This is a genomic window from Pseudomonas sp. Pseusp3 (assembly GCF_047304225.1).
In the GTDB taxonomy this organism is placed as follows: domain Bacteria; phylum Pseudomonadota; class Gammaproteobacteria; order Pseudomonadales; family Pseudomonadaceae; genus Aquipseudomonas; species Aquipseudomonas fluorescens_CD.
The window spans coordinates 15143-40899 of sequence record NZ_JBGLYV010000015.1 but is presented as its reverse complement, the minus strand read 5'-3'; the positions used below and the strand labels follow the sequence as shown (position 1 = coordinate 40899).

General features: G+C 60.4%; 24 protein-coding genes. 8 read left to right on the top strand and 16 right to left on the bottom strand.

The genetic code is table 11. The features are described 5' to 3' along the window. Positions 1-123 precede the first annotated feature (123 nt). Together ACCD00_RS07560 and ACCD00_RS07555 are read right to left on the bottom strand one after the other, a co-directional pair. A complete protein-coding gene (locus tag ACCD00_RS07560) occupies positions 124-1272 on the bottom strand; it encodes an NAD(P)/FAD-dependent oxidoreductase (RefSeq protein ID WP_413423307.1) in 1149 nt (382 codons plus the stop codon). Positions 1273-1290: 18 nt separating this feature from the next. Further along, on the bottom strand, positions 1291-1461 hold the full coding sequence (locus ACCD00_RS07555; protein ID WP_007995385.1) for a rubredoxin: 171 nt from the start codon (positions 1459-1461) through the stop codon (positions 1291-1293). Between the two features lie 199 nt (positions 1462-1660). On the opposite strand from ACCD00_RS07555, the gene ACCD00_RS07550 reads away from it, so the two are divergent. Continuing rightward, positions 1661-2224, top strand: coding sequence for a chorismate--pyruvate lyase family protein (locus tag ACCD00_RS07550; protein WP_413423305.1), 564 nt, complete (start codon positions 1661-1663; stop codon positions 2222-2224). Next, positions 2224-3114, top strand: a complete 891-nt coding sequence (gene ubiA, locus ACCD00_RS07545; protein ID WP_413423303.1) for a 4-hydroxybenzoate octaprenyltransferase — start codon at positions 2224-2226, stop codon at positions 3112-3114. The genes ACCD00_RS07550 and ubiA overlap by 1 nt, the downstream gene beginning before the upstream one ends. Positions 3115-3193: 79 nt before the next feature. On the opposite strand, the gene ACCD00_RS07540 is transcribed toward ubiA, so the two are convergent. After that, positions 3194-3577 carry a hypothetical protein gene (locus tag ACCD00_RS07540; protein WP_413423301.1) on the bottom strand — a complete coding sequence of 128 codons (384 nt, stop codon included), beginning with the start codon at positions 3575-3577 and terminating at the stop codon, positions 3194-3196. A 153-nt stretch (positions 3578-3730) separates the two neighbouring features. Between ACCD00_RS07540 and phoB the strand changes: the two genes are divergently transcribed. From phoB to ACCD00_RS07525, 3 genes are all read left to right on the top strand, one after another. Further along, on the top strand, positions 3731-4420 hold the full coding sequence (phoB, locus tag ACCD00_RS07535) for a phosphate regulon transcriptional regulator PhoB (RefSeq protein ID WP_003229608.1): 690 nt from the start codon (positions 3731-3733) through the stop codon (positions 4418-4420). 80 nt (positions 4421-4500) lie between these two features. Continuing rightward, on the top strand, positions 4501-5787 hold the full coding sequence (gene phoR, locus ACCD00_RS07530; protein ID WP_413423362.1) for a phosphate regulon sensor histidine kinase PhoR: 1287 nt from the start codon (positions 4501-4503) through the stop codon (positions 5785-5787). Between the two features lie 124 nt (positions 5788-5911). Beyond that, complete coding sequence (locus ACCD00_RS07525) at positions 5912-7252, top strand: hemolysin family protein (protein ID WP_085716189.1); 1341 nt, start codon at positions 5912-5914, stop codon at positions 7250-7252. Positions 7253-7324: 72 nt separating this feature from the next. On the opposite strand, the gene ACCD00_RS07520 is transcribed toward ACCD00_RS07525, so the two are convergent. The 8 genes from ACCD00_RS07520 to ACCD00_RS07485 form a co-directional block, all read right to left on the bottom strand. Beyond that, a complete protein-coding gene (locus ACCD00_RS07520) occupies positions 7325-8221 on the bottom strand; it encodes a peptidoglycan DD-metalloendopeptidase family protein (protein WP_413423298.1) in 897 nt (298 codons plus the stop codon). Between the two features lie 221 nt (positions 8222-8442). Beyond that, positions 8443-9357 (bottom strand): response regulator, encoded by a 915-nt coding sequence (locus ACCD00_RS07515; RefSeq protein WP_413423296.1) that lies wholly within the window; start codon positions 9355-9357, stop codon positions 8443-8445. Between the two features lie 168 nt (positions 9358-9525). After that, complete coding sequence (gene phoU / locus ACCD00_RS07510; protein WP_046038908.1) at positions 9526-10287, bottom strand: phosphate signaling complex protein PhoU; 762 nt, start codon at positions 10285-10287, stop codon at positions 9526-9528. Positions 10288-10400: 113 nt separating this feature from the next. After that, the gene (pstB, locus tag ACCD00_RS07505; RefSeq protein WP_008018291.1) at positions 10401-11234 is read right to left on the bottom strand and encodes a phosphate ABC transporter ATP-binding protein PstB; all 834 of its coding nucleotides are present in this window, start codon (positions 11232-11234) and stop codon (positions 10401-10403) included. A gap of 168 nt (positions 11235-11402) precedes the next feature. Then, the gene (gene pstA, locus ACCD00_RS07500) at positions 11403-13073 is read right to left on the bottom strand and encodes a phosphate ABC transporter permease PstA (protein WP_008018292.1); all 1671 of its coding nucleotides are present in this window, start codon (positions 13071-13073) and stop codon (positions 11403-11405) included. A 15-nt stretch (positions 13074-13088) separates the two neighbouring features. Next, positions 13089-15371: an ABC transporter permease subunit gene (locus ACCD00_RS07495; RefSeq protein WP_413423293.1), complete on the bottom strand. Its 2283-nt coding sequence runs from the start codon at positions 15369-15371 to the stop codon at positions 13089-13091. 162 nt (positions 15372-15533) lie between these two features. Next, on the bottom strand, positions 15534-16535 hold the full coding sequence (locus ACCD00_RS07490; protein ID WP_413423291.1) for a phosphate ABC transporter substrate-binding protein PstS family protein: 1002 nt from the start codon (positions 16533-16535) through the stop codon (positions 15534-15536). 202 nt (positions 16536-16737) lie between these two features. Continuing rightward, a complete protein-coding gene (locus ACCD00_RS07485) occupies positions 16738-18036 on the bottom strand; it encodes an MFS transporter (RefSeq protein ID WP_413423289.1) in 1299 nt (432 codons plus the stop codon). A gap of 364 nt (positions 18037-18400) precedes the next feature. Between ACCD00_RS07485 and ACCD00_RS07480 the strand changes: the two genes are divergently transcribed. Together ACCD00_RS07480 and ACCD00_RS07475 are read left to right on the top strand one after the other, a co-directional pair. Further along, positions 18401-18805 carry an acyl-CoA thioesterase gene (locus ACCD00_RS07480; protein ID WP_007942704.1) on the top strand — a complete coding sequence of 135 codons (405 nt, stop codon included), beginning with the start codon at positions 18401-18403 and terminating at the stop codon, positions 18803-18805. A gap of 67 nt (positions 18806-18872) precedes the next feature. Then, complete coding sequence (locus ACCD00_RS07475; RefSeq protein ID WP_413423287.1) at positions 18873-19772, top strand: D-hexose-6-phosphate mutarotase; 900 nt, start codon at positions 18873-18875, stop codon at positions 19770-19772. A gap of 116 nt (positions 19773-19888) precedes the next feature. Here ACCD00_RS07475 and ACCD00_RS07470 read toward each other — a convergent pair whose 3' ends face one another. The 5 genes from ACCD00_RS07470 to ACCD00_RS07450 all read right to left on the bottom strand — a co-directional run bounded on the left by ACCD00_RS07470 (position 19889) and on the right by ACCD00_RS07450 (position 23712). After that, positions 19889-20425, bottom strand: coding sequence for a DUF3299 domain-containing protein (locus ACCD00_RS07470; RefSeq protein WP_413423285.1), 537 nt, complete (start codon positions 20423-20425; stop codon positions 19889-19891). Between the two features lie 87 nt (positions 20426-20512). After that, positions 20513-20758, bottom strand: coding sequence for a GlsB/YeaQ/YmgE family stress response membrane protein (locus ACCD00_RS07465; RefSeq protein WP_003229635.1), 246 nt, complete (start codon positions 20756-20758; stop codon positions 20513-20515). A 107-nt stretch (positions 20759-20865) separates the two neighbouring features. After that, positions 20866-21948: a 5-(carboxyamino)imidazole ribonucleotide synthase gene (locus tag ACCD00_RS07460; protein WP_413423283.1), complete on the bottom strand. Its 1083-nt coding sequence runs from the start codon at positions 21946-21948 to the stop codon at positions 20866-20868. Between the two features lie 11 nt (positions 21949-21959). Beyond that, positions 21960-22451: a 5-(carboxyamino)imidazole ribonucleotide mutase gene (purE, locus tag ACCD00_RS07455; protein WP_413423281.1), complete on the bottom strand. Its 492-nt coding sequence runs from the start codon at positions 22449-22451 to the stop codon at positions 21960-21962. A gap of 343 nt (positions 22452-22794) precedes the next feature. Further along, positions 22795-23712: a LysR substrate-binding domain-containing protein gene (locus tag ACCD00_RS07450; RefSeq protein WP_008045548.1), complete on the bottom strand. Its 918-nt coding sequence runs from the start codon at positions 23710-23712 to the stop codon at positions 22795-22797. A 180-nt stretch (positions 23713-23892) separates the two neighbouring features. Here ACCD00_RS07450 and ACCD00_RS07445 point away from each other — a divergent pair, with 180 nt between their 5' ends. Further along, positions 23893-25317: an aspartate ammonia-lyase gene (locus ACCD00_RS07445; protein WP_046038891.1), complete on the top strand. Its 1425-nt coding sequence runs from the start codon at positions 23893-23895 to the stop codon at positions 25315-25317. Positions 25318-25757: the final 440 nt, after the last annotated feature.

Genomic DNA, 25757 nt, shown 5'->3' with positions numbered 1-25757 from the left:
GCCGCAGGTGCTCTACTCTGCGGCAGACGGGAGTGAGGATGGCACGCAGTGAGGCCCCGCGCCAGTATCGGCGCGGCCTTTGTTAGGGCAAAAGGGGGGTGATTCCGACAGAACGCCCGGTATTTATGCCAGCAGGGCCGGAAGCTCTTTGTTCAGGGCCAGTTTTTCCATCACGGCGGCACCGGTGAGTGCATAACCGAGCAGTTTGCCCGCGGCATCGCGGCATAAAACCTTGATGTCGGCACCCTGCCCTTCGACTGTCCAGATGCCTTCTGCGCCCCGTGGTGGCGGGGACACCACCAACGGGCACACCGGCGTTTTGACGGTGATCGGCATCGGGCCATAGGTGACGGCGGTCGGGTTGCCGGCGAGGGTTTGCGCCAACGCTCGCGCACAGCTCATCAGGGGCATGACGTACAACAGATTCAGCCCGTCGACTTCGGCGCAGTCGCCCAAGGCGTAGATGTTGGCGTGGGAGGTTTTCAGGTGCCGGTCGACCATGACGCCGCGGTTGACCTGCAGACCGGCCGCCGCCGCGAGATCAACGCGTGGGCGCAGGCCAATGGCCGAAACCACCACGTCGCACGGGATCACCTGGCCATCGGAGAGGTGCGCTTCCAGGCCATCGGCCACACGCTGCAGGCGGTTGAGCACCGGCCCCAGGTGGAAGCGTGCGCCGAGGCTTTCCAGGCCAGCCTGCACCGCTGCCGCAGCCGCCGGGTGCAACAGGGTCGGCATGACTTGTTCGCACGGCGCAACCAGCTGCACTTCGTAGCCGCCCAGGGTCAGGTCGTTGGCGAACTCGCAGCCAATCAGGCCGGCGCCGAGCAGCAGCACACGGCGCTTGCCTGCGGCCGCCGCCCGGAAGCGCGCGTAGTCTTCCAGGTCGTTGATGGGGAATACGCAATCCGCCGCGTCGCCTTCAATCGGCACGCGCACGGTTTCGGCGCCCCAGGCCAGGATCAGGTCGCGGTAGATCACCGCTTCTTCACCAATCCACAGGCGTTTGTGGCCCGGGTCGATGCCGCTGATGCGCGTGTGGGTACGTATTTCGGCCTTGAGTTGTTCCGCCATGGCGCCGGGTTCGGCCATGCTCAGGCCGTCGGCATCCTTGTTTTTGCCGAAACCGGTGGAGAGCATCGGCTTGGAGTAGGAGCGCCCGTCATCGGCGGTAATCAGCAGCAGCGGGGTTTCGCTATCGAGTTTGCGAAACTCGCGGGCGACGTTGTAGCCAGCCAGGCCGGTTCCCACGATGACTACAGGTGCGTTCATTCCTTACTCCTCAATTGTTCAGGCAGCGATTTCGATCATTTCAAAATCCATTTTGCCCACACCGCAGTCCGGGCACAGCCAGTCTGCCGGGACGTCTTCCCAACGGGTGCCCGGCGCAATGCCGTCATCCGGCCAACCGTCGGCTTCGTTGTAGATCAGGCCGCAGACGATACATTGCCACTTTTTCATCAGGTACTTCCTCAGGGTTCAGGCGTTTTGCCGGTCGGACGGTCGATGGTTGTAGCACTGCCGTCCAACTCAGCGCGTTTTGTACTGATCGGGACCGTCAGATGCAAGCCTGTTCGGCGCAACGGTGGGCCATTTCAATCGATATCAGCGGCTGACATGTTAAGCTCGCCGCCTCATTTGCTGCCAATAATGACTCATTGTGCATCACACAGAATCCCCCTCTCCAGCTCCTCTCTGGCTCTCGCGCAGCGAACTGGCGCCCCTCCCCGATGCTTCCACCCTCGACTGGCTGTTCGACGAAGGCTCGCTGACCAGACGTCTGATTCATCTGTCGAATGATGCTTTCAGCGTCTCGCCAATGTTCGAAGGCTGGCAGCCTTTGCGCGCCGACGAATGCGTCGCGCTGGACCTGGCCGAAGGCAGTGAGGGCTGGGTGCGTGAGGTGTATTTGCGCGGTCATGGCGAGGCGTGGGTGTTTGCGCGCAGCGTGGCGTCACGCAGTGCATTGCAAGGCGACGGCTTGCACATGGACGAACTGGGTAGCCGCTCGCTGGGCGAATTGCTGTTTTGCGATCATGCCTTCCAGCGCCGGGCCATCGAGGTTTGCCATTATCCGCAAGCGTGGCTGCCCGCCGAGGCGCAGTCGCCTGAGCTGTGGGGCCGCCGTTCGCGTTTCGATCGCGGCGCCTTGAGCGTTCTGGTGGCCGAAATTTTCCTGCCGACCCTGTGGAAGGCCGCCCTCGCCCAACCGGAGAACCGCTGATGTACCAAAGCCTGCTCAAGTCATTGAACCGCTTGAATCCTCGGGCCTGGGACTTCATTCAGCTGACCCGCATGGACAAGCCGATCGGCATTTACCTGTTGCTGTGGCCGACGCTGTGGGCGCTGTGGATTGCCGGCAAGGGTTCGCCGTCCCTGGCCAATATCGTGATCTTCGTCCTTGGCGTGGTGCTGACTCGCGCCGGCGGCTGCGTGATCAACGACTGGGCGGACCGCAAGGTCGACGGGCATGTGAAGCGTACCGAGCAACGGCCACTGGTCAGCGGCAGAATCAGCTCCAAAGAGGCGCTGGTGTTCTTCGCATTGCTGATGGGCGTGAGTTTCCTGCTGGTGCTGTGCACCAATGCCGCGACAGTCTGGCTGTCATTGGGAGGTTTGGCGCTGGCGTTCAGTTACCCCTTCATGAAGCGCTACACCTATTACCCGCAAGTGGTGCTGGGTGCGGCGTTTTCGTGGGGGATGCCGATGGCCTTCACCGCAGAAACCGGTGAACTGCCGGCTGTCGCATGGCTGCTGTGGATCGCCAACCTGATGTGGACCGTGGGTTACGACACGTATTACGCGATGACCGACCGCGATGACGATCTGAAGATCGGCGTGAAATCCACGGCAATCCTGTTTGGCGAGGCCGACCGCGTGATCATCCTGACCCTGCAAGGGCTGGCACTGGGCTGCCTGTTGCTGGCGGGGTCGAAATTCGGGTTGGGGACGTGGTTCCACCTTGGCTTGCTGGTGGCCGCCGGCTGTTTTGCCTGGGAGTTCTGGTACACCCGCGACAGGGACCGTATGCGCTGCTTCAAGGCGTTTTTGCACAACCACTGGGCGGGGTTGGCGATTTTCGTCGGGATTGTGCTGGATTACGCGTTGCGTTGAAGATTTGAAAGGATCGCGGCCTTCGCCAGCTCCTGCAGAGCCACGAAGGCCGCGATCCCATGCGACAAGGCAACAGCCGTTACATATGCTCGTGAACGACGTGCCAGACGTCTTTCTTCTTGTCGCCCTTCATTTCTCCAGCTGCCTTGTCGTCCTTGTAGTAGTACAGCGGCTTGCCGCCATAGGTCCATTGCATCGTGCCATCGTCACGCTTGACGACTGACCATTTACCTTCAGCCTTGGCACCCGCCGGCGCCATCATTGGCGGCCAGTATTCGGCGCATTCGCCGTTGCACATGGACTTGCCGCCCGCGTCCTTGTCGTACGTGTACACAGTCATGCCCTTATGGTCGACCATCATGCCGTCTTTCATCATCGCCGGCTCAGCCGCGAAGGCCATGGTTGGCAAGGAAAACGCGGCCGCCAACAGCAGGGCTTTAAGGGAATACGAGTATTGCTTCATGGAAACCTTCCTCTTGTGGTTGTCAGGATCCGGACTTAGAGCTTAGTTCAGGATCCAGCCAATCGCCGGCCGACTAAAATACTGTCACACGACTGCAATAATTCCGTTATCTAATGCGGCGCAAGACAGTTAAATGACAAGAGGATTAAGGGCATGGTTGGCAGGAGCATTCTGATCGTCGACGACGAAGCGCCTATTCGCGAAATGATCGCCGTTGCGTTGGAAATGGCCGGCTATGACTGCCTGGAGGCTGAAAACTCCCAGCAGGCCCACGCCATTATCGTCGACCGCAAACCGGACCTGATCCTGCTCGACTGGATGCTGCCCGGCACCTCCGGTATCGAGCTGGCCCGCCGCCTCAAGCGTGACGAGCTGACCGGGGACATCCCGATCATCATGCTCACCGCCAAGGGCGAAGAGGACAACAAGATCCAGGGCCTGGAAGTCGGCGCTGACGACTACATCACCAAACCGTTTTCCCCCCGTGAGCTGGTTGCGCGCCTGAAGGCCGTGCTGCGCCGTGCCGGCCCTACCGATGGCGAAGCACCGATCGAAGTCGGCGGCCTGCTGCTGGACCCGATCAGCCACCGCGTGACCATCGACGGCCGTCCTGCCGAGATGGGCCCGACCGAATACCGCCTGCTGCAATTCTTCATGACCCACCAGGAGCGCGCCTACACGCGTGGCCAGTTGCTGGATCAGGTCTGGGGCGGCAACGTCTATGTCGAAGAACGTACCGTCGACGTGCACATTCGACGCCTGCGCAAAGCCCTCGGCGACGCTTATGAAAATCTGGTACAAACCGTGCGCGGCACCGGTTACCGCTTTTCTACCAAAGCCTGACCCGGACCTTTACCGCCCGACAAGCTGACAAGGACGCGCGTCAAGTGAACCAAAACTGGCATGGCACCCTGATTCGCCACATGCTGCTGCTGGTCACCGCCTGCCTGGTGATCGGCCTGATCACCGGCTATTACGGCTGGAGCCTTGCTGCAGGCCTGGGTCTTTACCTGGCCTGGACCCTCAAGCAGTTGCTGCGATTGCACGAGTGGCTGCGCCTGCACAAACCCGATGAAGCACCACCCGACGGCTACGGCCTGTGGGGCGAGGTGTTCGACAGCATCTACCACCTGCAACGCCGTGACCAACGGGTACGCGGACGCCTGCAAGCGGTGATCGACCGGGTTCAGGAGTCCACCGCCGCGCTGAAAGACGCGGTGATCATGCTCGACACCGACGGCAACCTGGAATGGTGGAACCGCGCCGCCGAAACCCTGTTGGGCCTCAAGACGCCACAGGACAGCGGCCAACCGGTGACCAACCTGGTGCGTCATCCGCGCTTCAAGGAATATTTCGAGCAAGAGAGCTACGCCGAACCGCTGGAAATCCCTTCGCCGACCAACGACCGTGTACGCATCCAGCTGTACATCACCCGTTACGGCAACAACGAGCACTTGATGCTGGTGCGCGATGTGACACGCATCCATCAGCTGGAACAGATGCGCAAAGACTTCATCGCCAACGTTTCCCATGAACTTCGCACACCGTTGACGGTGATCTGCGGCTACCTGGAAACCTTGCTCGATAACGTCGACGAGGTAAACCCGCGCTGGGGCCGTGCCTTGCAGCAGATGCAGCAACAAGGCGGACGCATGCAGACCTTGCTCAACGACCTGTTGCTGCTGGCCAAGCTGGAAGCCACCGATTACCCGTCGGACAACCAGCCGGTGCCGATCGACAGCCTGCTGCAATCGATCAAGAGCGACGCGCAGCAACTGTCCGGCCAGAAAAACCAGAAAATCACCCTGGAGGCCGACCCGACGATTCTGCTCAAGGGCAGCGAGGCGGAGTTACGCAGCGCGTTTTCCAACCTGGTGTTCAACGCGGTGAAATACACCCCGGCCGAAGGCAACATCCGCATTCGCTGGTGGGGCGATGATCAAGGTGCGCACCTGAGCGTGCAGGATTCCGGGATCGGCATCGATGCCAAGCACCTGCCGCGACTGACCGAACGCTTCTATCGCGTCGACTCCAGCCGCAATTCCAACACCGGGGGCACCGGCCTCGGACTGGCGATCGTCAAACACGTTTTGTTACGACATCGGGCCCGAATGGAAATCAGCAGCGTACCGGGCCACGGCAGTACTTTTACCTGCCACTTTGCCCCGGCCCAGGTCACCAAATCACGGGTCATCAGCACCGCCGACTGATACCGGCCAGCACTCACCACTAGGCAATCACTCAGTCAGCCGCTACATTGGCTGACTTGTGCCTGCCTTTTCAGGCGCGATTTCTACTTCCCTTTCGAATACACGGAACCCGCAAAACTCCATCATGGACCCTTCCCCTGGCTTGACCCTCGCTACAATTTTCGCCGACTTCGGCATGATTCTTTTTGCTCTGATCCTGGTTTTGCTCAACGGATTCTTCGTTGCGGCGGAATTTGCCATGGTCAAGTTGCGCTCGACCCGGGTCGAGGCCATCGCTGATAAAAACGGCTGGCGCGGGCACATCCTGCGCACCGTGCACAGTCAGCTCGATGCTTACCTGTCGGCGTGCCAATTGGGTATCACCCTCGCCTCTCTCGGCCTGGGCTGGGTCGGCGAACCGGCGTTCGCGCACCTTCTGGCGCCTGTACTGAGTGCCGTTGGCGTAGATTCCGCTGAAGTGGTCAAGGCGGTTTCGTTCTTCACGGCGTTCTTCATCATTTCGTACCTGCACATCGTGGTCGGTGAGCTGGCGCCGAAATCCTGGGCGATCCGCAAACCCGAATTGCTGTCGCTGTGGACGGCGGTGCCGCTGTACCTGTTCTACTGGGCCATGTACCCGGCCATCTACCTGCTCAACGCCAGCGCCAACCAGATCCTGCGCATAGCAGGGCAAGGTGAACCCGGCCCGCATCACGAGCATCACTACAGCCGTGAAGAGCTGAAACTGATCCTGCACTCCAGCCGTGGCCAGGACCCGAGCGACCAGGGCATGCGCGTGCTGGCCTCGGCGGTGGAAATGGGCGAGCTGGAAGTGGTCGACTGGGCCAACTCCCGCGAAGACCTGGTGACCCTGGAGTACAACGCGCCGCTCAAGCAGATCCTGGCGATGTTCCGTCGCCACAAATTCAGCCGCTATCCGGTGTACGACAGTGAACGCCAGGAGTTCGTCGGCCTGCTGCACATCAAGGATCTGCTGCTGGAACTGGCGGCGCTGGACCACATTCCCGAGTCGTTCAACCTGGCCGAACTGACTCGCCCGCTGGAGCGCGTGTCGCGGCACATGCCGCTGTCGCAGTTGCTGGAGCAGTTCCGCAAGGGCGGCTCGCACTTCGCCGTGGTCGAAGAGGCCGACGGCAACATCATCGGCTACCTGACCATGGAGGACGTGCTGGAAGTGCTGGTGGGCGACATCCAGGACGAACACCGCAAGGCCGAACGCGGGATCCTCGCGTATCAGCCGGGCAAGTTGCTGGTGCGGGGCGATACGCCGCTGTTCAAGGTCGAAAGGCTGCTGGGCATCGACCTCGACCACGTCGAAGCCGAAACCCTTGCCGGGCTGGTCTATGAGAGCCTGAAGCGAGTTCCGGAAGAGGAAGAAGTGCTGGAAGTCGAAGGCCTGAGGATCATCATCAAGAAGATGAAAGGGCCGAAGATCGTTCTGGCCAAGGTGTTGATGCTGGATTAACCGGCTTATCCGGATTCGCGGCGATCCTGTGGGAGCGGGCTTGCCCGCGATGGCGTCAGACCAGACAACGCATCACTGCTTGCCCAACGCAAAGTTGGGCAGCGCGCTTACCGGCTGGTTGAACTGGTACGGAATCGACACCAGCCCCAGCCCGGTATTGCGCTGCACCACGAAGTGCAAATGCGGCCCGGTGCTGTTGCCGGTGTTGCCGGACAATGCCAATGCACTGCCTACCTTTACCCGCTGGCCTTCTCGAACGCAGACCGAACCTTTCTTCAGGTGCAGGTAAACACCCATGGTCCCGTCATCGTGCAGCACCCGCACGAAATTGCCGGATGCATCGGTGCCGCGGCCGCTCTGGCGATTTTCGGTTTTCACCACCACGCCATCTCGAGCTGCAATGATCGGCGTGCCTTCGGGCATCGCAATGTCTATGGCGTATCGACTCTTGGGCCCGAAGTGGCTGTAGGGCCCATTGGCCCCCTGACTGATCCGGAACGGCCCGCCACGCCAGGGCAACGGGTACCGATAGCCCACCGTGGGTCCTGAGGGGTCGCCCAGGGAGTACTTGAACTTCGGAACGTAGGCGAGCGGCCGTCCAGCGTTGGTGGCCTTGAGCTGCGCCAGGCGAACGCTGGAGCGTAGCGGGATCACGCGCCGAATCGTCCGCCCCGGCGCCCCACTGGCATTCTTCACCCCGGTGAAACTCAATTCGACCTCTACCGGTGCATACAGGTCATTGCGCACGTACACGCTGTGCACGCCGTTCTTCTTCATGATGACGAGGCGCACCTGGCGCTCGAGGTGCTCGACCATGCCATCGCGAAAAACGAACACATGGGCGCCTTTGCTGGGGCGGTCACTGTAGGAAACCACGCCATAGACATCTTTGGACTTGTAAATGGTCATGGCCACGGCCGAGGTGGCGACCATGAACAGGCCACATAAAAACAGCAGGCGCGTGAACATAGGCAAGGATTCTGTCGAGGGGGACTTGGGTTTGAGCCTAGCAGCTGCAATGGACCCGGATAGTCGACAGATGTTTCAGAATGGGTGTTCAGTAGATGTACGGTAACAGTGATGGCCCTTTCGCGAGCAAGCCCGCTCCCACAGGTCCAGCTAGAACCTGTGGGAGCGGCGGTGCGACGATTCGAATTGCTCGCGAAGACGGGCTGACAGGCGACGTTGCATCAAGCGCCAGGAACGAAGTGCTTCTGCGCCGTACCGCGCGCAATCAGGCGGGAGATGTAATCGAGCTTCTGCGCGTCCTGATCGACAAAGCGGAAGGTCAGTTGGAGCCAGTCGCTGTCTGGCTTCGGTTCGTGGGCCACGACGGCATGCAGATAGCCGTTGAGGCGGGCGACTTCGGCATTGTCGCCCTGCTCCAGGTCCAGCACGGCGCTGTCGAGGATCTGCGGCAGTCTCTCGGTGCGCTTCACCACCAACAGCGCTTCCTTGAGGCTCAAGGCCTTGATCACGCATTGCGCAATGCCGTTCGGCAAACGCAGTTGGCCCTGGCCACGGCCACTGGTGGGTGCCGAAGAGGCCGCAGGCGCCTTGACCGGCGGATTGTTGAGCAAGCCTCTGGACGGTGCAGGTGCAGGTGCAGGCGCGGCTGTTGGCGTGGCGACCGGAGCCTTGCCACCGGTCAAGGCGGCGAGGGAGTCGTTAGCGAATGCAGGGCTGGTTTTGGTCGCGGCTACGTTGATCAAGGCATCGAGTTTGCCGACCTTGTGCAGCGCCTGCTTGACCTTGGTGAGCAGTTGCTCGTTGGTGAACGGCTTGCTGACGTAACCGGATACCCCGGCCTGGATCGCCTGGACGACGTTCTCCTTGTCGCCACGGCTGGTCACCATCACGAAGGGCATGGTTTTGAGGTTGTCTTGCTCGCGGCACCAGGTCAGCAGTTCCAGGCCGGACATTTCGGGCATTTCCCAGTCGCACAGGACCAGGTCGAATGCTTCCTTGGCCAGCATGGCCTGGGCCTTTCTGCCATTGATTGCGTCTTCGATCCGCATGCCCGGGAAATAATTGCGCAGGCACTTTTTCACCAGGTCACGAATGAACGACGCGTCGTCCACGACCAACACACTGACCTTACTCATCCACCACCCCTTTAAAAAATCCCGGCCAGCATACCGCTTTGCTGATGGCACTTTGCCAAAAAACCTTCAGTCACGCCGGACTTTTCGTTCGCGGGTGCTGCTTTTCGAATTCGTGTGCCACAAACAAAAACGCCCGGCCAACAGGCCGGGCGCTTTACTTGGGCAACCTTACTTATCGTCAGTTTTGCCCGGAACATTAGCGCTTTCGCCACTGGTTCCTTCAACTTCTTCCTTCATGCGCTTGAGGCCCAGGTGCCGCACGTCGGTGCCGCGTACCAGGTAGATCACCAGTTCCGAGATATTGCGCGCGTGGTCGCCGATACGCTCCAGCGAACGCAGCACCCAGATAATGCTCAGAACCCGCGAGATAGAACGCGGATCTTCCATCATGTAGGTCGCCAGCTCACGCAGGGCGGTCTTGTATTCGCGGTCGATGATCTTGTCGTACTGCGCCACCGACAAGGCCAGTTCGGCGTCGAAACGGGCAAAGGCGTCCAGTGCGTCGCGGACCATGTTGCGCACCTGGTCACCGATGTGGCGCACTTCGACGTAACCGCGAGGCGCTTCACCTTCTTCGCACAGCTGGATGGCGCGACGGGCGATCTTGGTCGCCTCGTCACCGATGCGCTCCAGGTCGATCACCGATTTGGAAATGCTGATGATCAGGCGCAGGTCCGATGCCGCTGGCTGACGACGGGCCAGAATGCGCAGGCATTCCTCGTCGATGTTGCGTTCCATCTGGTTGATCTGGTCATCGATCTCACGTACCTGCTGGGCCAGGCCGGAGTCGGCCTCGATCAGCGCGGTCACCGCGTCGTTGACCTGCTTCTCGACCAGCCCGCCCATGGCGAGGAGGTGGCTGCGCACTTCCTCAAGCTCGGCGTTGAACTGCTGGGAGATGTGATGTGTAAGGCCTTCCTTAGAAATCATGTTGTCTGCTCCGCAAAAGCTGTGAGCTGCAAGCTACAAGCTGCAAGCTGATTTGTGTCGTACCCGAACCGCTCTAGATTGCCGCTTGAAGCTTGACGCTTGCGGCTGTACGGCTAGCCGTAGCGACCGGTGATGTAGTCTTCGGTCTGCTTCTTCGCCGGGTTGGTGAACAGGGTATCGGTGTCGCCGAATTCCACCAGTTTGCCCATGTACATGAACGCGGTGTAGTCGGAAACCCGCGCCGCCTGTTGCATGTTGTGGGTAACGATCACGATGGTGAACTTGGATTTCAGTTCGTAGATCAGCTCTTCGACTTTCAGCGTGGAGATCGGGTCGAGTGCCGAGCACGGTTCGTCGAGCAGCAGCACTTCCGGCTCCACGGCGATGGTGCGGGCGATCACCAGACGTTGTTGCTGACCACCGGACAAGCCCAGTGCCGACTCGTGCAGACGGTCCTTGACCTCATCCCACAGCGCCGCGCCTTTCAACGCCCACTCAACGGCTTCGTCGAGGACGCGCTTCTTGTTGATGCCCTGGATGCGCAGGCCGTAAACCACGTTTTCGTAAATGGTTTTCGGAAACGGGTTCGGCTTCTGGAACACCATGCCGACGCGACGACGCAGCTCGGCCACGTCTTCACCCTTGCGGTAGATGTTGCTGCCGTACAGGTTGATCGCACCCTCGACACGGCAGCCGTCAACCAGGTCGTTCATGCGGTTGAAGGTACGCAACAGTGTCGACTTGCCGCAGCCGGACGGGCCGATGAAGGCGGTCACGCGCTGTTTCGGGATGTTCATGCTGACGTCGTACAGCGCTTGTTTTTCGCCGTAGAACAGGCTCAGGCCCGGCACTTCGATGGCCACGGTTTCCTGCTCGAGATTCAGGCTCTGTTTGTCGCGACCCAAGGCCGACATGTTGATGCCGTGGGTATGTGCTTCGTGCTGCATGGGAGGCTCCCTGTGCTAACAAATTCGGTTCGGTTGCCGCTGGCCAAGGCCTGCGGTTACACAATTCTTTCTGTAGGAGCGAGCTCACTTGCGATGGTGTTCCAGGCGCTGAGTGGCGTCGGCTGTACCTTTTTCGCGAGCAAGCTCGCTCCTACAGTTCGGTGATGATCAGCTATCCAGCGCCTTGTACTTCTCGCGCAGGTGGTTACGGATATAAACGGCCGACAGGTTCAACGTGGCGATCACCAGCACCAGCAGCAGCGCCGTGGCGTACACCAGCGGCCGCGCGGCTTCGACGTTCGGGCTCTGGAAGCCGACGTCATAGATGTGGAAGCCCAGGTGCATGATCTTCTGGTCCAGGTGCAGGTACGGGTAGTTGCCGTCCACCGGCAGCGACGGCGCCAGTTTCACCACACCCACCAACATCAGCGGCGCCACTTCACCCGCAGCGCGGGCCACGGCGAGGATCATGCCGGTCATCATCGCCGGGCTGGCCATCGGCAGCACGATCTTCCACAAGGTTTCCGCCTTGGTCGCGCCGAGGGCCAACGAGCCTTCACGTACGGTGCGAGGAATCCGCGCCAGACCTTCTTCGGTGGCCACGATCACCACCGGCACCGCCAGCAGCGCCAGGGTCAGCGAGGCCCAGAGCAGACCCGGTGTGCCGAAGGTCGGCGCCGGCAAGGCTTCCGGGAAGAACAGACGGTCGAGCGAGCCGCCCAGCACATAGACGAAGAAGCCCAGGCCGAACACGCCGTAAACGATGGCCGGAACACCTGCCAGGTTGTTCACCGCGATGCGGATCACCCGGGTCAGCGTGTTCTGCTTGGCGTATTCACGCAGGTATACCGCCGCCAGCACGCCGAACGGGGTCACGATCATCGCCATGATCAAGGTCATCATCACGGTGCCGAAGATGGCCGGGAAGATCCCGCCTTCGGTGTTCGCTTCGCGCGGGTCGTCGCTCAGGAACTCCCAGACCTTGCTGAAGTAGAAACCGATCTTGGTGGTCGTGCTCATGGCGTTCGGCTGGTAGGCGTGAACCACTTTGCCGATGCCGATTTCGACTTCCTTACCGTTCGCATCGCGGGCGGTCAGGCTGTCGCGGTTGAACTGCGCGTGCAGGTCGCTCAGGCGCGCTTCGACATCCTGATAGCGAGCATTGAGTTCGGCGCGCTCGGATTCCATGTCCGCTTGTGCGGTGGCGTCCAGCTTGCCTTCCAGCTCAAGCTTGCGACCGTGCAAGCGGATGCGCTCGAGACCGGCGTTGATCGCGCCGATGTCGGTTTTTTCCAGGTTCTTGAGCTGTGCAGCCAGCTTGTTCACGCGGTCGACGCGGGCCTGCAACTCAGGCCATGCGGCTTCGCCCTCAGCGATGACCTTGCCATCCTGTTTGACGTTGACCAGGTAACCGTAGAAGTTGCCCCACTCACGACGCTCGATCGCCATCAGCTCTGGCGGTGTCGTCTGGTTGGTCAGCCACTCGCCGACGGTCCAGGTGAAGTCGTTGCCGTTCAGGTCACGGTTGCCGACCTTGATCAGCTCGCGGGTCATGAACTCCGGGCCTTCGTCGGGCACCGGCAGGCCGGCGCTTTTCAGACGGGCACGGGGCACCTCTTCCTTCTGTACCACTTCACCGATGACCAGGTGCTGGCCCTGGCCCGGTACGTCGTAGCTGGCGTGGATCAGATCCGCCGGCCAGAAGTGACCCAGGCCGCGCACGGCAATCACTGCCAGCAGGCCAATGGTCATGATGACCGCGATGGACACCGCGCCACCGCTGATCCAGACGCCTGGGGCGCCGCTCTTGAACCATCCATTCAGGGAGTTCTGTTTCACAGACTTCTACCTTTCTTAAAGCGACGAGTATTTCTTGCGCAGGCGCTGACGGATCAGTTCTGCGAGGGTGTTCATGACGAAGGTGAACAACAGCAGCACCAGCGCCGAGAGGAACAGCACGCGGTAGTGGCTGCCGCCGACTTCCGATTCGGGCATTTCCACCGCGACGTTGGCGGCCAGGGTGCGCAGGCCTTCGAACAGGTTCATTTCCATGACCGGGGTGTTACCGGTGGCCATCAGCACGATCATGGTTTCACCGACCGCGCGGCCCATGCCGATCATCAGCGCCGAGAAGATGCCCGGGCTGGCGGTGAGGATCACCACGCGGGTCATGGTCTGCCATGGTGTGGCACCGAGGGCCAGGGAGCCCAGGGTCAGGCCGCGAGGCACGCTGAACACGGCGTCTTCGGCGATGGAATAGATGTTCGGGATGACCGCGAAGCCCATGGCCAGGCCGACCACCAGGGCGTTGCGCTGGTCGTAGGTGATGCCCAGGTCGTGGGAAATCCACATGCGCATGTCGCCACCGAAGAACCAGTTTTCCATGAACGGGCTCATGTACAGCGAGAGCCAGCCCACAAACAGGATCACCGGAATCAGCAGCGCACTTTCCCAGCCATCCGGGACTTTCAGGCGGATCGACTCAGGCAGGCGGCTGAAGGTGAAACCGGCAACCAGGATGCCGATCGGCAGCAGCATCAGCAGGCTGAAGATGCCCGGCAAATGCCCTTCCACATAAGGTGCGAGGAACAGACCGGCGAAGAAGCCAAGGATCACCGTCGGCATCGCTTCCATCAGCTCGATCACCGGCTTGACCTTGCGGCGCATGCCAGGGGCCATGAAGTACGCGGTGTAGATCGCAGCGGCAACGGCCAATGGAGCGGCCAGCAGCATGGCGTAGAACGCGGCTTTCAGGGTACCGAAGGTCAGCGGCGACAGGCTCAGCTTGGGTTCGAAGTCGGTGTTGGCGGCGGTCGATTGCCAGACGTATTTAGGCTCGTCGTAGTTCTCGTACCAGACCTTGCTCCACAGCGCGCTCCACGACACTTCCGGGTGCGGGTTGTCGAGCAGCAGCGGGTGCAACTTGCCGCTGGCTTCCACGATCACGCGGTTGGCCCGTGGCGACAGACCGAAAATGCCTTGGCCTTCTGCAACCGGCTCCACCAGCAAGGTGCGGTGGGCAGTACTGTGGAACACGCCAAGCTTGCCGGAAGCGTCGAGGGCAACGAAGCCCTTGCGGCGTTCTTCGGCGGTGATTTCAACGATAGGCGTGGTGCCCATCTGGAAGGTGCGGATCTGCTTCAGGCGCTGTTCGCCATCCGGATCGCGGGCCATGAACCACTGGGCCAGACCACCCTTGGAGTCACCGATGATCAGCGAGATACCGCCCACGAGCTGAGTGCTGGCAGTGACTTGCGCTTCACCGTCTTCAAGCAGTTTGTAGCGACCATTGAGGCTCTTGTCGCGCAGGCTGAAGACGTCGGCCTGGGCACGCCCGTTGACCACGTAGAGCCACTGCTGACGCGGGTCGACGAAGATGTTCTTCACCGGCTCGTTCATCTGCGGCAGGTCAATGCGCTTCTGCTCGTTGGTGACTTCGCCGGTCATCATGTTCTCTTCGCTGGTCAGCGACAGAACATTGAGTTGCGAACCGGTGGCGCCAACCAGCATCAGGGTCGAATCGTTGGCATTGAGGCTGACGTGCTCCAGCGCACCGCCCGCTTCGTTCACCGCGATTGGTGTTTCGCCGTATGGGTATTCGACCGCTGGCGAGATGCTCTTCTTGCCTTCCGGGTAGCTGACTTTATAGGTGTGACGGAACACCAGTGCCTGACCGTTGGAAAGACCCACGGCAACCAGCGGGTGACCTGGTTGGTCTTCGCCGATGGAGGTCACGGTGGTACCGGTTGGAATCGGCAGATCGACGCGCTTGAGTTCGGCGCCACTGTCGATGTCGAAGAACAATGCCTGGCCCTTGTCGGAAACCCGCATCGCAACCTGGTTCTGCTCTTCCAGAGAAATCATCAGCGGTTTGCCGGCGTCTTGCATCCAGGCTGGCGTGATGGCGTCCTTGGCAGTCAGGCTGGCACCCTGGAACAGGGGCGCAACGACGTAGGCAAGGAAGAAGAAGATCAAGGTGATTGCGCCAAGCACAGCAAGGCCGCCAACGAGGACGTACCAGCGGGTCAGGCGATCTTTGAGCGCGCGAATGCGGCGCTTGCGTTGTAGCTCAGGCGTATTGAAGTCAATTCGCTTGGGGGGATTAGTAGTCATGTTGGAATTGGCCAGATCATTCATGCGCACACCCTAGCGATCCTGTATGACAGAAAGATGACAATGCAGTGACGCAACAAATCCGCCGCTAGCGGTAACCAGCAGTGGATAGAGAATTTGAGGTGTATGGGGGCGGCTCCTGCCGCCCCCATGTGAGTCCGAGGGGTTCACCTCGGACTCAATTTGTTACTTTTTTGCGACTTCAGCGCCGCCTTCCGCCAGACCCAGGTCAGCCAGAGCTTTGGCAGCTACTTTGGCCGGCAGTGGGATGTAACCGTCTTTCACTACAACTTCCTGGCCCTGTTTCGACAGAACCAGTTTCACGAACTCGGCTTCCAGCGGGGCCAGAGGCTTGTTCGGGGCCTTGTTCACGTAGACGTACAGGAAGCGGGACAGCGGGTACTTGCCGTTCAGGGCGTTTTCTTCGGTGTCTTCGATGAAGTCCTGGCTGCCTTTCTTGGCCAGGGCCACAGTCTTCACGCTAGCGGTTTTGTAGCCGATGCCCGAGTAACCGATGCCGTTCAGCGAGGAGCTGATCGACTGAACGACCGAAGCCGAACCTGGTTGCTCGTTGACGTTAGGCTTGTAGTCGCCTTTGCACAGGGCTTCTTCCTTGAAGTAACCGTAGGTGCCGGATACCGAGTTACGACCGAACAGTTGAACCGGCTTGTTGGCCAGGTCACCGGTCACACCCAGGTCACCCCAGGTTTTCACGTCGGTTTTAGCGCCGCACAGACGAGTGGACGAGAAAACTGCGTCAACTTGTTCCATGGTCAGGTGCTGGATCGGGTTGTCTTTGTGTACAAAGATCGCCAGGGCGTCCACGGCAACCGGGATAGCGGTTGGCTTGTAGCCGTACTTCTGCTCGAAGGCAGCCAGCTCGGTGTCCTTCATCTTGCGGCTCATCGGGCCCAGGTTAGCGGTGCCTTCAGTCAGCGCAGGTGGCGCAGTGGCGGAGCCAGCAGCCTGAATCTGGATGTTTACGTTCGGGTATTCTTTTTTGTAGTTCTCAGCCCAGAGGGTCATGAGGTTGGCCAGGGTATCGGAGCCGACGCTGGACAGATTGCCCGACACACCAGTGGTCTTGGTGTAGCTCGGGATAGCAGGGTCAACAGCGGCAACCGCGTTGGCAGTCGCAACGCCAGCAGCGACAAAAGTCATTGCCGCCATCAAACGCTTCAGTTTCATGCCTTACTCCTAGCAGATAGGGTGTGTTAAGTCGGGGCCAAGTATCAGCAGGCCGTGTGAACACTCTATGGCTGAAATATGACAATTGGATGAAAGGCCAGCACTCCACTTGGAAGGCTGGCCTTTCAGTTGTAACTATAAATGTAGGAATTGGAGGGATTTAGCCGGAAAAGCAGCGCGCACCGTTGCCACTACTAACGGATCAACGGCCCTTCTTCCAGAGCCAGGCCCCCACCAGAATCCCGACCCCACACAGCACCGCCACATAATAAGCAGGCCCCATCGCACTCTCCTTGAGCAACAGGCTGACGATCATCGGCGTCAGGCCGCCGAAGATGGCGTAGGCCACGTTGTAGGAGAACGACAAACCGCTGAAGCGCACCACGGGCGGGAAGGCCTTGACCATCACGTAGGGCACCGCGCCGATGGTGCCGACCAGCAGACCGGTCAGGGCATACATCGGGAACAGCCAGTCGGGATGATCGGCCAGGCTGTGATAGAAGGTCCAGGAGCTGGCCAGCAATGCCGTACAACCGAACACGAAGACCCGTCCTGCGCCGAATCGGTCCGCCAGTGCGCCAGCGATGATGCAGCCAAAGCTCAGGAACACGATCGCCACGCTATTGGCCTGCAGGGCGGTAGTCGCCGGGAAATGGTGGACCGTCTGCAACACGGTCGGGGTCATCAGGATCAGCACCACGATGGCGGCAGACAGCAGCCAGGTCAGCAGCATCGAAATGGCGATGGCACCACGATGGTCACGAAGCACCGCACGCAGCGGCACCTCTTCGGCCAGGGCCTTGCGCTGTTGCAGCTCGGCGAACACCGGGGTTTCATGCAGCCAGCGACGCAGGTACACCGAGAACAGACCAAACACACCGCCAAGCAGGAACGGAATCCGCCAGGCGTAATCCGACACCTCCACCGGGGTATAGAGGCTGTTGATCGCCGTGGCGACCAGCGAGCCGAGCAAAATGCCCGCCGTCAGACCGCTGGTCAGGGTGCCGCAGGCGTAGCCGACATGCCGCTGCGGAACGTGTTCGGAAACGAAGACCCACGCCCCCGGCACTTCACCGCCAATGGCCGCGCCCTGGATCACCCGCATCAACAGCAACAGGATGGGTGCCCACATGCCGATCTGCGCATAGGTCGGCAACAAGCCCATGATCAGCGTCGGCACGGCCATCATGAAAATGCTCAGGGTGAACATTTTCTTGCGCCCAAGCAGGTCGCCGAAGTGCGCCATCACGATGCCGCCCAACGGCCGTGCCAGGTAGCCGGCGGCGAAGATGCCGAATGTCTGCATCAGGCGTAGCCACTCAGGCATGTCCGCCGGGAAGAACAGCTTGCCCACCACCGTGGCAAAGAACACGAAGATGATGAAGTCGTAGAACTCCAGCGCACCGCCCAGGGCAGACAGCGATAGAGTCTTGTAGTCGCTGCGGGTCAGCGGACGTGCGGGTTGGTCTGGCTGCGCGATGCTCGAGGGCGCTGTGGTCATGGCAAGGGCTTCTCTTATAGTCGGATCTGCAACCTCAACAACGCTGGCGGAGGTTTGGGCAGGTCCGGCACGATAGCAAATTGTTCGAAAAAGCACATAGAGGTGCGTTTTTGACGGTCAAAATGAGAACCGGACGGTCGTCGTGGAGTCTACCGACCGATATACTCGCAGCCTTGCTCCGGTTTTTGAGGGGTTGCTGTGCGAAAACGCCTGTCAGGTTCATAGGCGATTTCGCAGAGTTTCCCTTTAGGCGCCTTATGGAAAACGTGACGAACGTAGTATGTTCGGTGGTGAATCGTTTTTCCCGAAGACGGCTACCACCAGCAATACCAACGAAGAGTCACGGGTCAGAGGCACCCCCGGCATGATAGAGCTCGAACAAGAAGATCCGATCCCGCAAGGCGACCTGGCCTTGCAAATTACCGCGCTCCCTCGCGAAACCAATGGCTTTGGCGATATTTTCGGCGGCTGGCTGGTGGCGCAGATGGATTTGGCAGGTACCGCGATGGCCAGCAAGGTCGCCGGCGGGCGCGTTGCCACCGTTGCGATCGACCGCATGGCGTTTCTGGTTCCGGTGGCGGTGGGCGCGCAGCTGTCCTTTTATACCCAGGCCCTGGAAATCGGCCGCAGCTCGATCAAGATGATGGTCGAGGTCTGGAGCGACGATCCACTGTCCAGCGAGTGGCGTAAAGTAACGGAAGCGGTGTTTGTGTTCGTTGCCATCGACGGCAGCGGTCGCACCCGTTCGGTTCCGCCAAGGGCTCGATAAGAGCTTTTAAACCTGGTAGCCGTTTTGCGGTCGATAGTTGTCCACGTTACTGATCGAGAGCTGTCCCATGAGCACGCCCAATGTTGAAGCCGTAAAGCTGGATGAACTGAACTGCTGGCGCATCCGCCACGGTCAGGCCGAATTGCTGGTAGCCCAGCAAGGCGCGCACATCCTCAGTTATCAACTGGCCGGCCAGCCGCCGTTGATCTGGCTCAACGACGAGGCCGTGTTCAAGACCGGCAAGAGCATCCGTGCCGGCGTGCCGGTGTGCTGGCCGTGGTTTGGCGTCTTTGAGCGCAATCCGCAAAGCGTTCAGGCAATGCGCGTCAGCAAGGAAGCACCGGCGGCTCACGGTTTCGTGCGAGCGATGGATTGGGAACTGGGTGGCATCGAAGCCGAAGGCGAAAGCCTGAAGGTCGAATTCCTCCTGCCCTACCCCGAAGGCGGCTTTCCCGGCTGGCCACACCAGGTGGAATTGACGCTGAGCATTCGCCTCGACGAGCAATTGCACATCCATCTGATCAGCCACAACCGGGGTGCTGAAACCGTCAGCATCAGCCAGGCGCTGCACAGTTATTTTGCCGTCAGCGATGTACGTGACGTGCACGTCGAAGGCGTGGACGGCCTCAACTACATCGAAACCCTGGACAACTGGAAAACCGTTACCCAGACCGGTGACCTGCGCTTTACCGGCGAGACCGATCGCATCTACCTCGACGCCCCGCCGCAGCTGAGCATCGTCGATCCTGCATGGGAGCGACGCATCGTACTGACCAGCAGTGGATCGCGTACGGCGGTGATCTGGAACCCGTGGGTCGACCGCGCCGCTGCGTTCAGCGACATGGCCGACGACGGCTGGCAGCGCATGCTGTGCATCGAGACGGCGAACGTGATGGGCGATGTAGTGAACCTGAAACCAGGGGCAAGCCATACGCTGGGCGTGAGCGTCAACAGCGCGCCGCTCTAAGTAACACCTAAAACCAATGTGGGAGCGGGCTTGCCCGCGAAGGGGTCATAACATTCAACATCATCGTTGGCTGTTACACCGCCTTCGCGAGCAAGCCCGCTCCCACATTTGCATCTCTACAAGTCGGACTCTTTTACGACTCTGACCTTCTCCGCATCCAGCGCATACGCTGCATCGGCCAGGTCATTGCTGACCTTCTCGATCTTCAGCGTACCGGTCACCCACAACGGCGTGTAGATGTCGTTCAGCTTCAGGCCTTTGGGATAACGCACCAGCACCAGTTGGTTGGGCGGCGGTGGTGGCACGTGGATACAGGCGCCCGGGTACGGCACCAGGAAGAACAATGTACTGTGCCCCTTGGCGTCGGACTCCAGCGGCACTGGATAACCGCCGATGCGGATGTTCTTGTCGTTCATCGACGCAACGGTCTTGGTCGAGTACATCACCGCCGGCAAGCCTTTGGCCTGTTTCATCCCACCCTTGTCGGTGAAAGTGCCATTGGCTTCAGGGGAGTTGTGGTCGATTTCAGGCATGGCCTCGAGGGCCTTCTGGTCCGACTTGGGCATCAATTCGAGCCAGTCGGTTTCCGGCAGTTCGCCGGCATGGGCAAGGCCCGAACCCAGTAAAACAAGAGTCAACAAAAGACGGCGCATGAAGGTGCTCGGTAATTGGAAGAACAGGAAACGCCGAGCATTCTAGCCCTCCCGGCCGGATTGGCGGAGAGGGCTTTGTCGCCTGGATCAGTTCTTTTTGATCAGTCCGTAGATCACCAGCAACACAATGGCACCCACCAGTGCACCGATGAAACCTGCACCTTGGCCAGCCTGGTAGATGCCCAAGGCCTGACCGCCGTAAGTGGCCGCCAGCGAACCGCCGATACCGAGCAGAATCGTCATGATCCAGCCCATGCTGTCATCGCCCGGTTTCAGGAACCGTGCCAGCAGACCGACGATCAAGCCGATAAAGATGGTTCCGATAATTCCCATGGCATTCCCCTCTCAATGAAGTAGCTATTCGAAAGCCTAGTCAGACTTTCGCAACCTGCCATGAGAGAACGGCGCAACCGGAAGGTTCCGCCGCAACCAGATAAAAACTATTCGGCGATCAGTGCTTCAACCTTGAGAATCTGGGCCGTCAGCGTCTCGCGGTCTGCACAACGAAGGTTGGCATGACCGACCTTGCGGCCGACCTTGAACGCCTTGCCGTAGTGATGCAGATGGCAATCGGCGATGGCCAGGACTTTCTCGGTCTCCGGCACTTTACCGATGAAGTTGACCATCGCGCTTTCACCGACCTTGGCAGTCGAACCCAACGGCAGACCGGCAACGGCCCGCAGGTGGTTCTCGAACTGGCTGCACTCGGCACCTTCGGTGGTCCAGTGCCCTGAGTTGTGCACGCGCGGGGCAATTTCGTTGGCCTTGAGGCCACCGTCGACTTCAAAGAACTCGAACGCCATCACACCGACGTAATCCAGCTGCTTGAGCACACGGCTGGAGTAATCTTCGGCCAGGGCTTGCAACGGGTGATCGGTGCTGGCCACGGACAGCTTGAGAATGCCGCTTTCGTGGGTGTTGTGTACCAGCGGATAGAAGCGGGTTTCACCGTCACGGGCACGCACGGCGATCAGCGAGACTTCACCGGTGAACGACACGAAGCCTTCCAGCAGGCAGGCCACGCTGCCCAGTTCGGCGAAGGTGCCAATCACATCTTCTGCCGTGCGCAGGACTTTCTGACCCTTGCCGTCGTAACCCAGGGTACGGGTCTTCAGCACCGCCGGCAGACCTATGGAGGCCACGGCGGCATCCAGGTCGGCCTGGGACTGAATGTCGGCGAACGCCGGGGTAGGAATCCCCAGGTCCTTGAACATGCTCTTCTCGAACCAGCGATCGCGAGCGATGCGCAGGGCTTCGGCGCTCGGGTAGACCGGGACGAATTGCGAGAGGAACGCGACGGTTTCCGCCGGGACGCTTTCGAACTCGAAAGTCACCAGATCGACTTCATCGGCAAGCTGACGCAGGTGATCCTGATCGCCGTAATCGGCCCGCAGGTGTTCGCCCAACGCGGCTGCGCAAGCATCCGGCGCCGGGTCCAGAAAAGCGAAGTTCATACCCAGCGGAGTGCCCGCCAGCGCCAACATGCGACCCAACTGGCCGCCACCGATTACACCGATCTTCATCGTCAACAACCTCAGGCGATGCGTGGGTCTGGATTTTCCAGGACGCTGTCTGTCTGCTCAGCACGGAAAGCTTTCAGCACCGTGTGGAACTGCGGGTGCTTGGCGCCAAGGATACTCGCCGACAGCAGCGCGGCGTTGATCGCGCCCGCCTTGCCGATGGCCAGGGTGGCGACCGGGATGCCGGCTGGCATCTGCACAATCGAGAGCAGCGAATCAACGCCCGAGAGCATCGCCGACTGCACCGGCACGCCCAGTACCGGCAAGTGGGTCTTGGCCGCACACATGCCAGGCAAGTGGGCTGCGCCACCGGCACCGGCAATGATCACCTCGATGCCACGCGCCTCGGCTTCTTCAGCGTACTGGAACAGCAGGTCCGGGGTGCGGTGGGCAGAGACCACTTTCACCTCGTAAGGGATGCCGAGCTTTTCCAGCATATCGGCGGTGTGGCTAAGGGTGGACCAATCGGACTTGGAGCCCATGATCACGCCAACCAGTGCACTCATCGTCGTGCCTCTTCTCTCTGGGCGCCCGCAGGCGCGTCAAAAAACAACAAGCCACGCAGGATGCGTGGCTTGATTGTACGAATTATGGCCGGTCGTAACCGGCCGAAGGCCGCGCAGTATACCGCAATACGGCAGATAAACAGCCCCCGTCACGACCATCTGTCATACGGCGCAAAGTCCCGGTTTTATTGACCTGAAGGTCAGCCAGCGAACCTCACAAATCTTCCTGCAGGAGCGAGCTCGCACGCGATGGTCGTTAACGATGACGCTGGAAGCCTGACAGCCCGAGGCGCTCTCAGGTTCATCGCGAGCGAGCTCGCTCCTACAGGGGCTTTCATCGTGTTCAAGAACCGGTTGTACCTTGCGCCGCCCCACCCTCCAACTTGCGCCACAACAACCGCACATTCGCCTTGCGCACCAACGCGCAGCGATACAGACGAATCTCCAGCGGCACATGCCATTGCGGGCCGCCACAGACCACCAGTTCACCGCGCGCCAGTTCGGCGCGCACGCTCAGTTGCGGCACCCAGGCGATACCAAGGCCTTCCAGGGCCATGCTTTTCAGGCTGTCGGCCATGGCGGTTTCGTAGATGGTGGTGAAACGTAGCGCCCGTTGCCGCAGCAGCATGTTCACCGAGCGGCCGAGGAACGCACCGGCGCTGTAGGCCAACAGCGGCACGCTGCCCTCGCCTTCCAGATCGAACAGCGGCTTGCCATCGGCATCCGCCGCACACACCGGCAGCATTTCGGTGTGCCCCAGGTGCAGTGACGGGAAGATCTCCGGGTCCATCTGCATCGCCGCATCCGGATCGTAGAACGCCAGCATCAGATCGCAGCCGCCTTCGCGCAGCGCATGCACCGCGTCGCCGACGTTGGTCGCCACCAACCGCGTGGCGATGTTCAAGCCTTCGTTGCGTAGTTGGGCGATCCAGCGCGGAAAGAATCCGAGTGCCAATGAGTGAGCGGCTGCAACTTGCATGACTTCGCCCTGACCACCTTCAAGGTGATGAAGATGACGCAACACTTCACCCAGTTGTTCGACCACGGTGCGCGCAGTGACGAGGAACAATTGTCCCGCCGCTGTCAGCTCCACCGGTGTACGCGAACGGTTGACCAGGGTCAGTCCCAGCGCGGCTTCAAGGCTGCGAATCCGTCGACTGAACGCAGGCTGCGTCACAAAACGCCGCTCGGCTGCCTGGGAGAAGCTGCGGGTGGCGGCCAAGGCACTAAAGTCCTCCAGCCATTTGCTTTCCAGATTCATCACGTCCTCCCGGACACGCACCAATTTAGGTCACACGCTTGCCGTCAACGCGGCGTCACACGGGCATTATGCCGAATGTGCATAGGCTAGTGTTTAACAGCATTGGCCCAAAATTTCGCACAAGCCTAGCATTCACAGCGTTCCGGCACAGACCGGGTCCATATTGAGATGATTTCTATCATGTCCTCCGCTGCATCATTCCGCACAGAAAATGACCTGCTTGGCGCTCTCGAAGTACCGGCTCAAGCGTATTACGGTATCCAGACCCTGCGAGCGGTGAATAACTTCCGCCTTTCGGGCGTTCCGATTTCGCACTACCCGAAACTGGTTGTCGGTCTGGCCATGGTCAAACAGGCCGCCGCTGACGCCAACCGCGAACTGGGTCACCTGAGCGAAGCCAAGCACGCTGCCATCAGCGAAGCCTGTGCACGTCTGATCCGCGGCGACTTCCACGAAGAGTTCGTGGTGGACATGATTCAAGGCGGCGCTGGCACTTCGACCAACATGAATGCCAACGAAGTGATCGCCAACATCGCGCTGGAGGCCATGGGTCACCAGAAAGGCGAATATCAGTACCTGCACCCGAACGACGACGTAAACATGGCGCAGTCGACCAACGACGCCTACCCGACGGCGATCCGTCTGGGTCTGTTGCTCGGTCACGACGCCCTGCTCGCCAGCCTCGACAGCCTGATTCAGGCATTCGCGGCCAAGGGTGAAGAATTCAACCACGTCCTGAAGATGGGTCGTACCCAGCTGCAAGACGCCGTTCCGATGACCCTGGGTCAGGAATTCCGTGCGTTCGCCACCACCCTGGGTGAAGACCTGGCACGCCTGAAGACTCTGGCACCGGAAGTTCTGACTGAAGTGAACCTGGGCGGCACCGCGATCGGCACCGGCATCAACGCCGACCCGCGTTACCAGCACCTGGCCGTTCAGCGCCTGGCAGTGATCAGCGGTCAACCGCTGGTACCGGCGGCCGACCTGATCGAAGCCACCTCCGACATGGGCGCCTTCGTGCTGTTCTCCGGCATGCTCAAGCGTACCGCGGTCAAGCTGTCGAAGATCTGCAACGACCTGCGCCTGCTGTCCAGCGGCCCACGCACCGGCATCAACGAGATCAACCTGCCGGCGCGTCAGCCAGGCAGTTCGATCATGCCAGGCAAGGTCAACCCGGTTATTCCGGAAGCGGTAAACCAGGTAGCGTTCCAGATCATCGGTAACGACCTGGCCCTGACCATCGCGGCCGAAGGCGGCCAGCTGCAACTGAACGTGATGGAGCCGCTGATCGCCTTCAAGATCTTCGACTCGATCCGCCTGCTGCAACGCGCCATGGACATGCTGCGCGAGCACTGCATCGTCGGCATCACCGCCAACGAAGCACGCTGCCGTGAACTGGTCGAGCACTCGATCGGTCTGGTCACCGCACTGAATCCGTACATCGGCTACAAGAATGCCACCCGCATCGCCGGCCTCGCTCTTGAAAGCGGCCGCGGCGTGCTAGAACTGGTGCGCGAAGAAGGTCTGCTCGACGAAGCCATGCTCGCCGACATCCTGCGCCCGGAAAACATGATTGCTCCGCGTCTGGTGCCTCTGAAGGCATAACCCGACGCGTTACCTGTAGCACCGCTCACCAGGTCGAGGGACTAGACACCTCTCACCTTTTGAGGGCTTGGAGATCAATCTCCAGGCCCTTTTTTTTAACTGTTTGCCGGTGAAAACCGTGTATCTGGGGACTGACCAGTGTGGGAGCGGGCTTGCTCGCGAAGGCGGCAGCACATTCAACAATGACGTGTCTGATACACCGCTTTCGCGAGCAAGCCCGCTCCCACCAAGAGCAGTTCCCACATAGCCTGACAACAAGAATGTCAGGTGTTTCAAAGGATTCGTTTTACCGAACGCACCACAACCGTGCAGACGGACGGCACTGTCATCGGTATAGTGCCGCCCCTCTTCGCGTGAGCGGTCGTCGGTAGCGAGACCACAACCCATGCGAAACCCGAACTAATAACAAACCCGCAATATGAAACCGGGACGAACTTCGA

What these genes read in the sequence shown, in the direction of transcription:
- ACCD00_RS07450 (WP_008045548.1), bottom strand. Translation starts at nt 23,712, where the DNA reads ATGAATCTGGAAAGCAAATGGCTGGAGGACTTTAGTGCCTTGGCCGCC.
- ACCD00_RS07540 (WP_413423301.1), bottom strand. Translation starts at nt 3,577, where the DNA reads ATGAAGCAATACTCGTATTCCCTTAAAGCCCTGCTGTTGGCGGCCGCG.
- ACCD00_RS07520 (WP_413423298.1), bottom strand. Translation starts at nt 8,221, where the DNA reads ATGTTCACGCGCCTGCTGTTTTTATGTGGCCTGTTCATGGTCGCCACC.
- phoR (WP_413423362.1), top strand. Translation starts at nt 4,501, where the DNA reads ATGCTGCTGCTGGTCACCGCCTGCCTGGTGATCGGCCTGATCACCGGC.
- ACCD00_RS07460 (WP_413423283.1), bottom strand. Translation starts at nt 21,948, where the DNA reads ATGAAGATCGGTGTAATCGGTGGCGGCCAGTTGGGTCGCATGTTGGCG.
- ACCD00_RS07485 (WP_413423289.1), bottom strand. Translation starts at nt 18,036, where the DNA reads ATGACCACAGCGCCCTCGAGCATCGCGCAGCCAGACCAACCCGCACGT.
- purE (WP_413423281.1), bottom strand. Translation starts at nt 22,451, where the DNA reads ATGAGTGCACTGGTTGGCGTGATCATGGGCTCCAAGTCCGATTGGTCC.
- phoU (WP_046038908.1), bottom strand. Translation starts at nt 10,287, where the DNA reads ATGATTTCTAAGGAAGGCCTTACACATCACATCTCCCAGCAGTTCAAC.
- ACCD00_RS07515 (WP_413423296.1), bottom strand. Translation starts at nt 9,357, where the DNA reads ATGAGTAAGGTCAGTGTGTTGGTCGTGGACGACGCGTCGTTCATTCGT.
- pstB (WP_008018291.1), bottom strand. Translation starts at nt 11,234, where the DNA reads ATGCAGCACGAAGCACATACCCACGGCATCAACATGTCGGCCTTGGGT.
- phoB (WP_003229608.1), top strand. Translation starts at nt 3,731, where the DNA reads ATGGTTGGCAGGAGCATTCTGATCGTCGACGACGAAGCGCCTATTCGC.
- ACCD00_RS07555 (WP_007995385.1), bottom strand. Translation starts at nt 1,461, where the DNA reads ATGAAAAAGTGGCAATGTATCGTCTGCGGCCTGATCTACAACGAAGCC.
- ACCD00_RS07490 (WP_413423291.1), bottom strand. Translation starts at nt 16,535, where the DNA reads ATGAAACTGAAGCGTTTGATGGCGGCAATGACTTTTGTCGCTGCTGGC.
- ACCD00_RS07475 (WP_413423287.1), top strand. Translation starts at nt 18,873, where the DNA reads ATGAGCACGCCCAATGTTGAAGCCGTAAAGCTGGATGAACTGAACTGC.
- ACCD00_RS07465 (WP_003229635.1), bottom strand. Translation starts at nt 20,758, where the DNA reads ATGGGAATTATCGGAACCATCTTTATCGGCTTGATCGTCGGTCTGCTG.
- ACCD00_RS07495 (WP_413423293.1), bottom strand. Translation starts at nt 15,371, where the DNA reads ATGAATGATCTGGCCAATTCCAACATGACTACTAATCCCCCCAAGCGA.
- ACCD00_RS07480 (WP_007942704.1), top strand. Translation starts at nt 18,401, where the DNA reads ATGATAGAGCTCGAACAAGAAGATCCGATCCCGCAAGGCGACCTGGCC.
- ACCD00_RS07525 (WP_085716189.1), top strand. Translation starts at nt 5,912, where the DNA reads ATGGACCCTTCCCCTGGCTTGACCCTCGCTACAATTTTCGCCGACTTC.
- ACCD00_RS07445 (WP_046038891.1), top strand. Translation starts at nt 23,893, where the DNA reads ATGTCCTCCGCTGCATCATTCCGCACAGAAAATGACCTGCTTGGCGCT.
- ACCD00_RS07470 (WP_413423285.1), bottom strand. Translation starts at nt 20,425, where the DNA reads ATGCGCCGTCTTTTGTTGACTCTTGTTTTACTGGGTTCGGGCCTTGCC.
- ACCD00_RS07560 (WP_413423307.1), bottom strand. Translation starts at nt 1,272, where the DNA reads ATGAACGCACCTGTAGTCATCGTGGGAACCGGCCTGGCTGGCTACAAC.
- ubiA (WP_413423303.1), top strand. Translation starts at nt 2,224, where the DNA reads ATGTACCAAAGCCTGCTCAAGTCATTGAACCGCTTGAATCCTCGGGCC.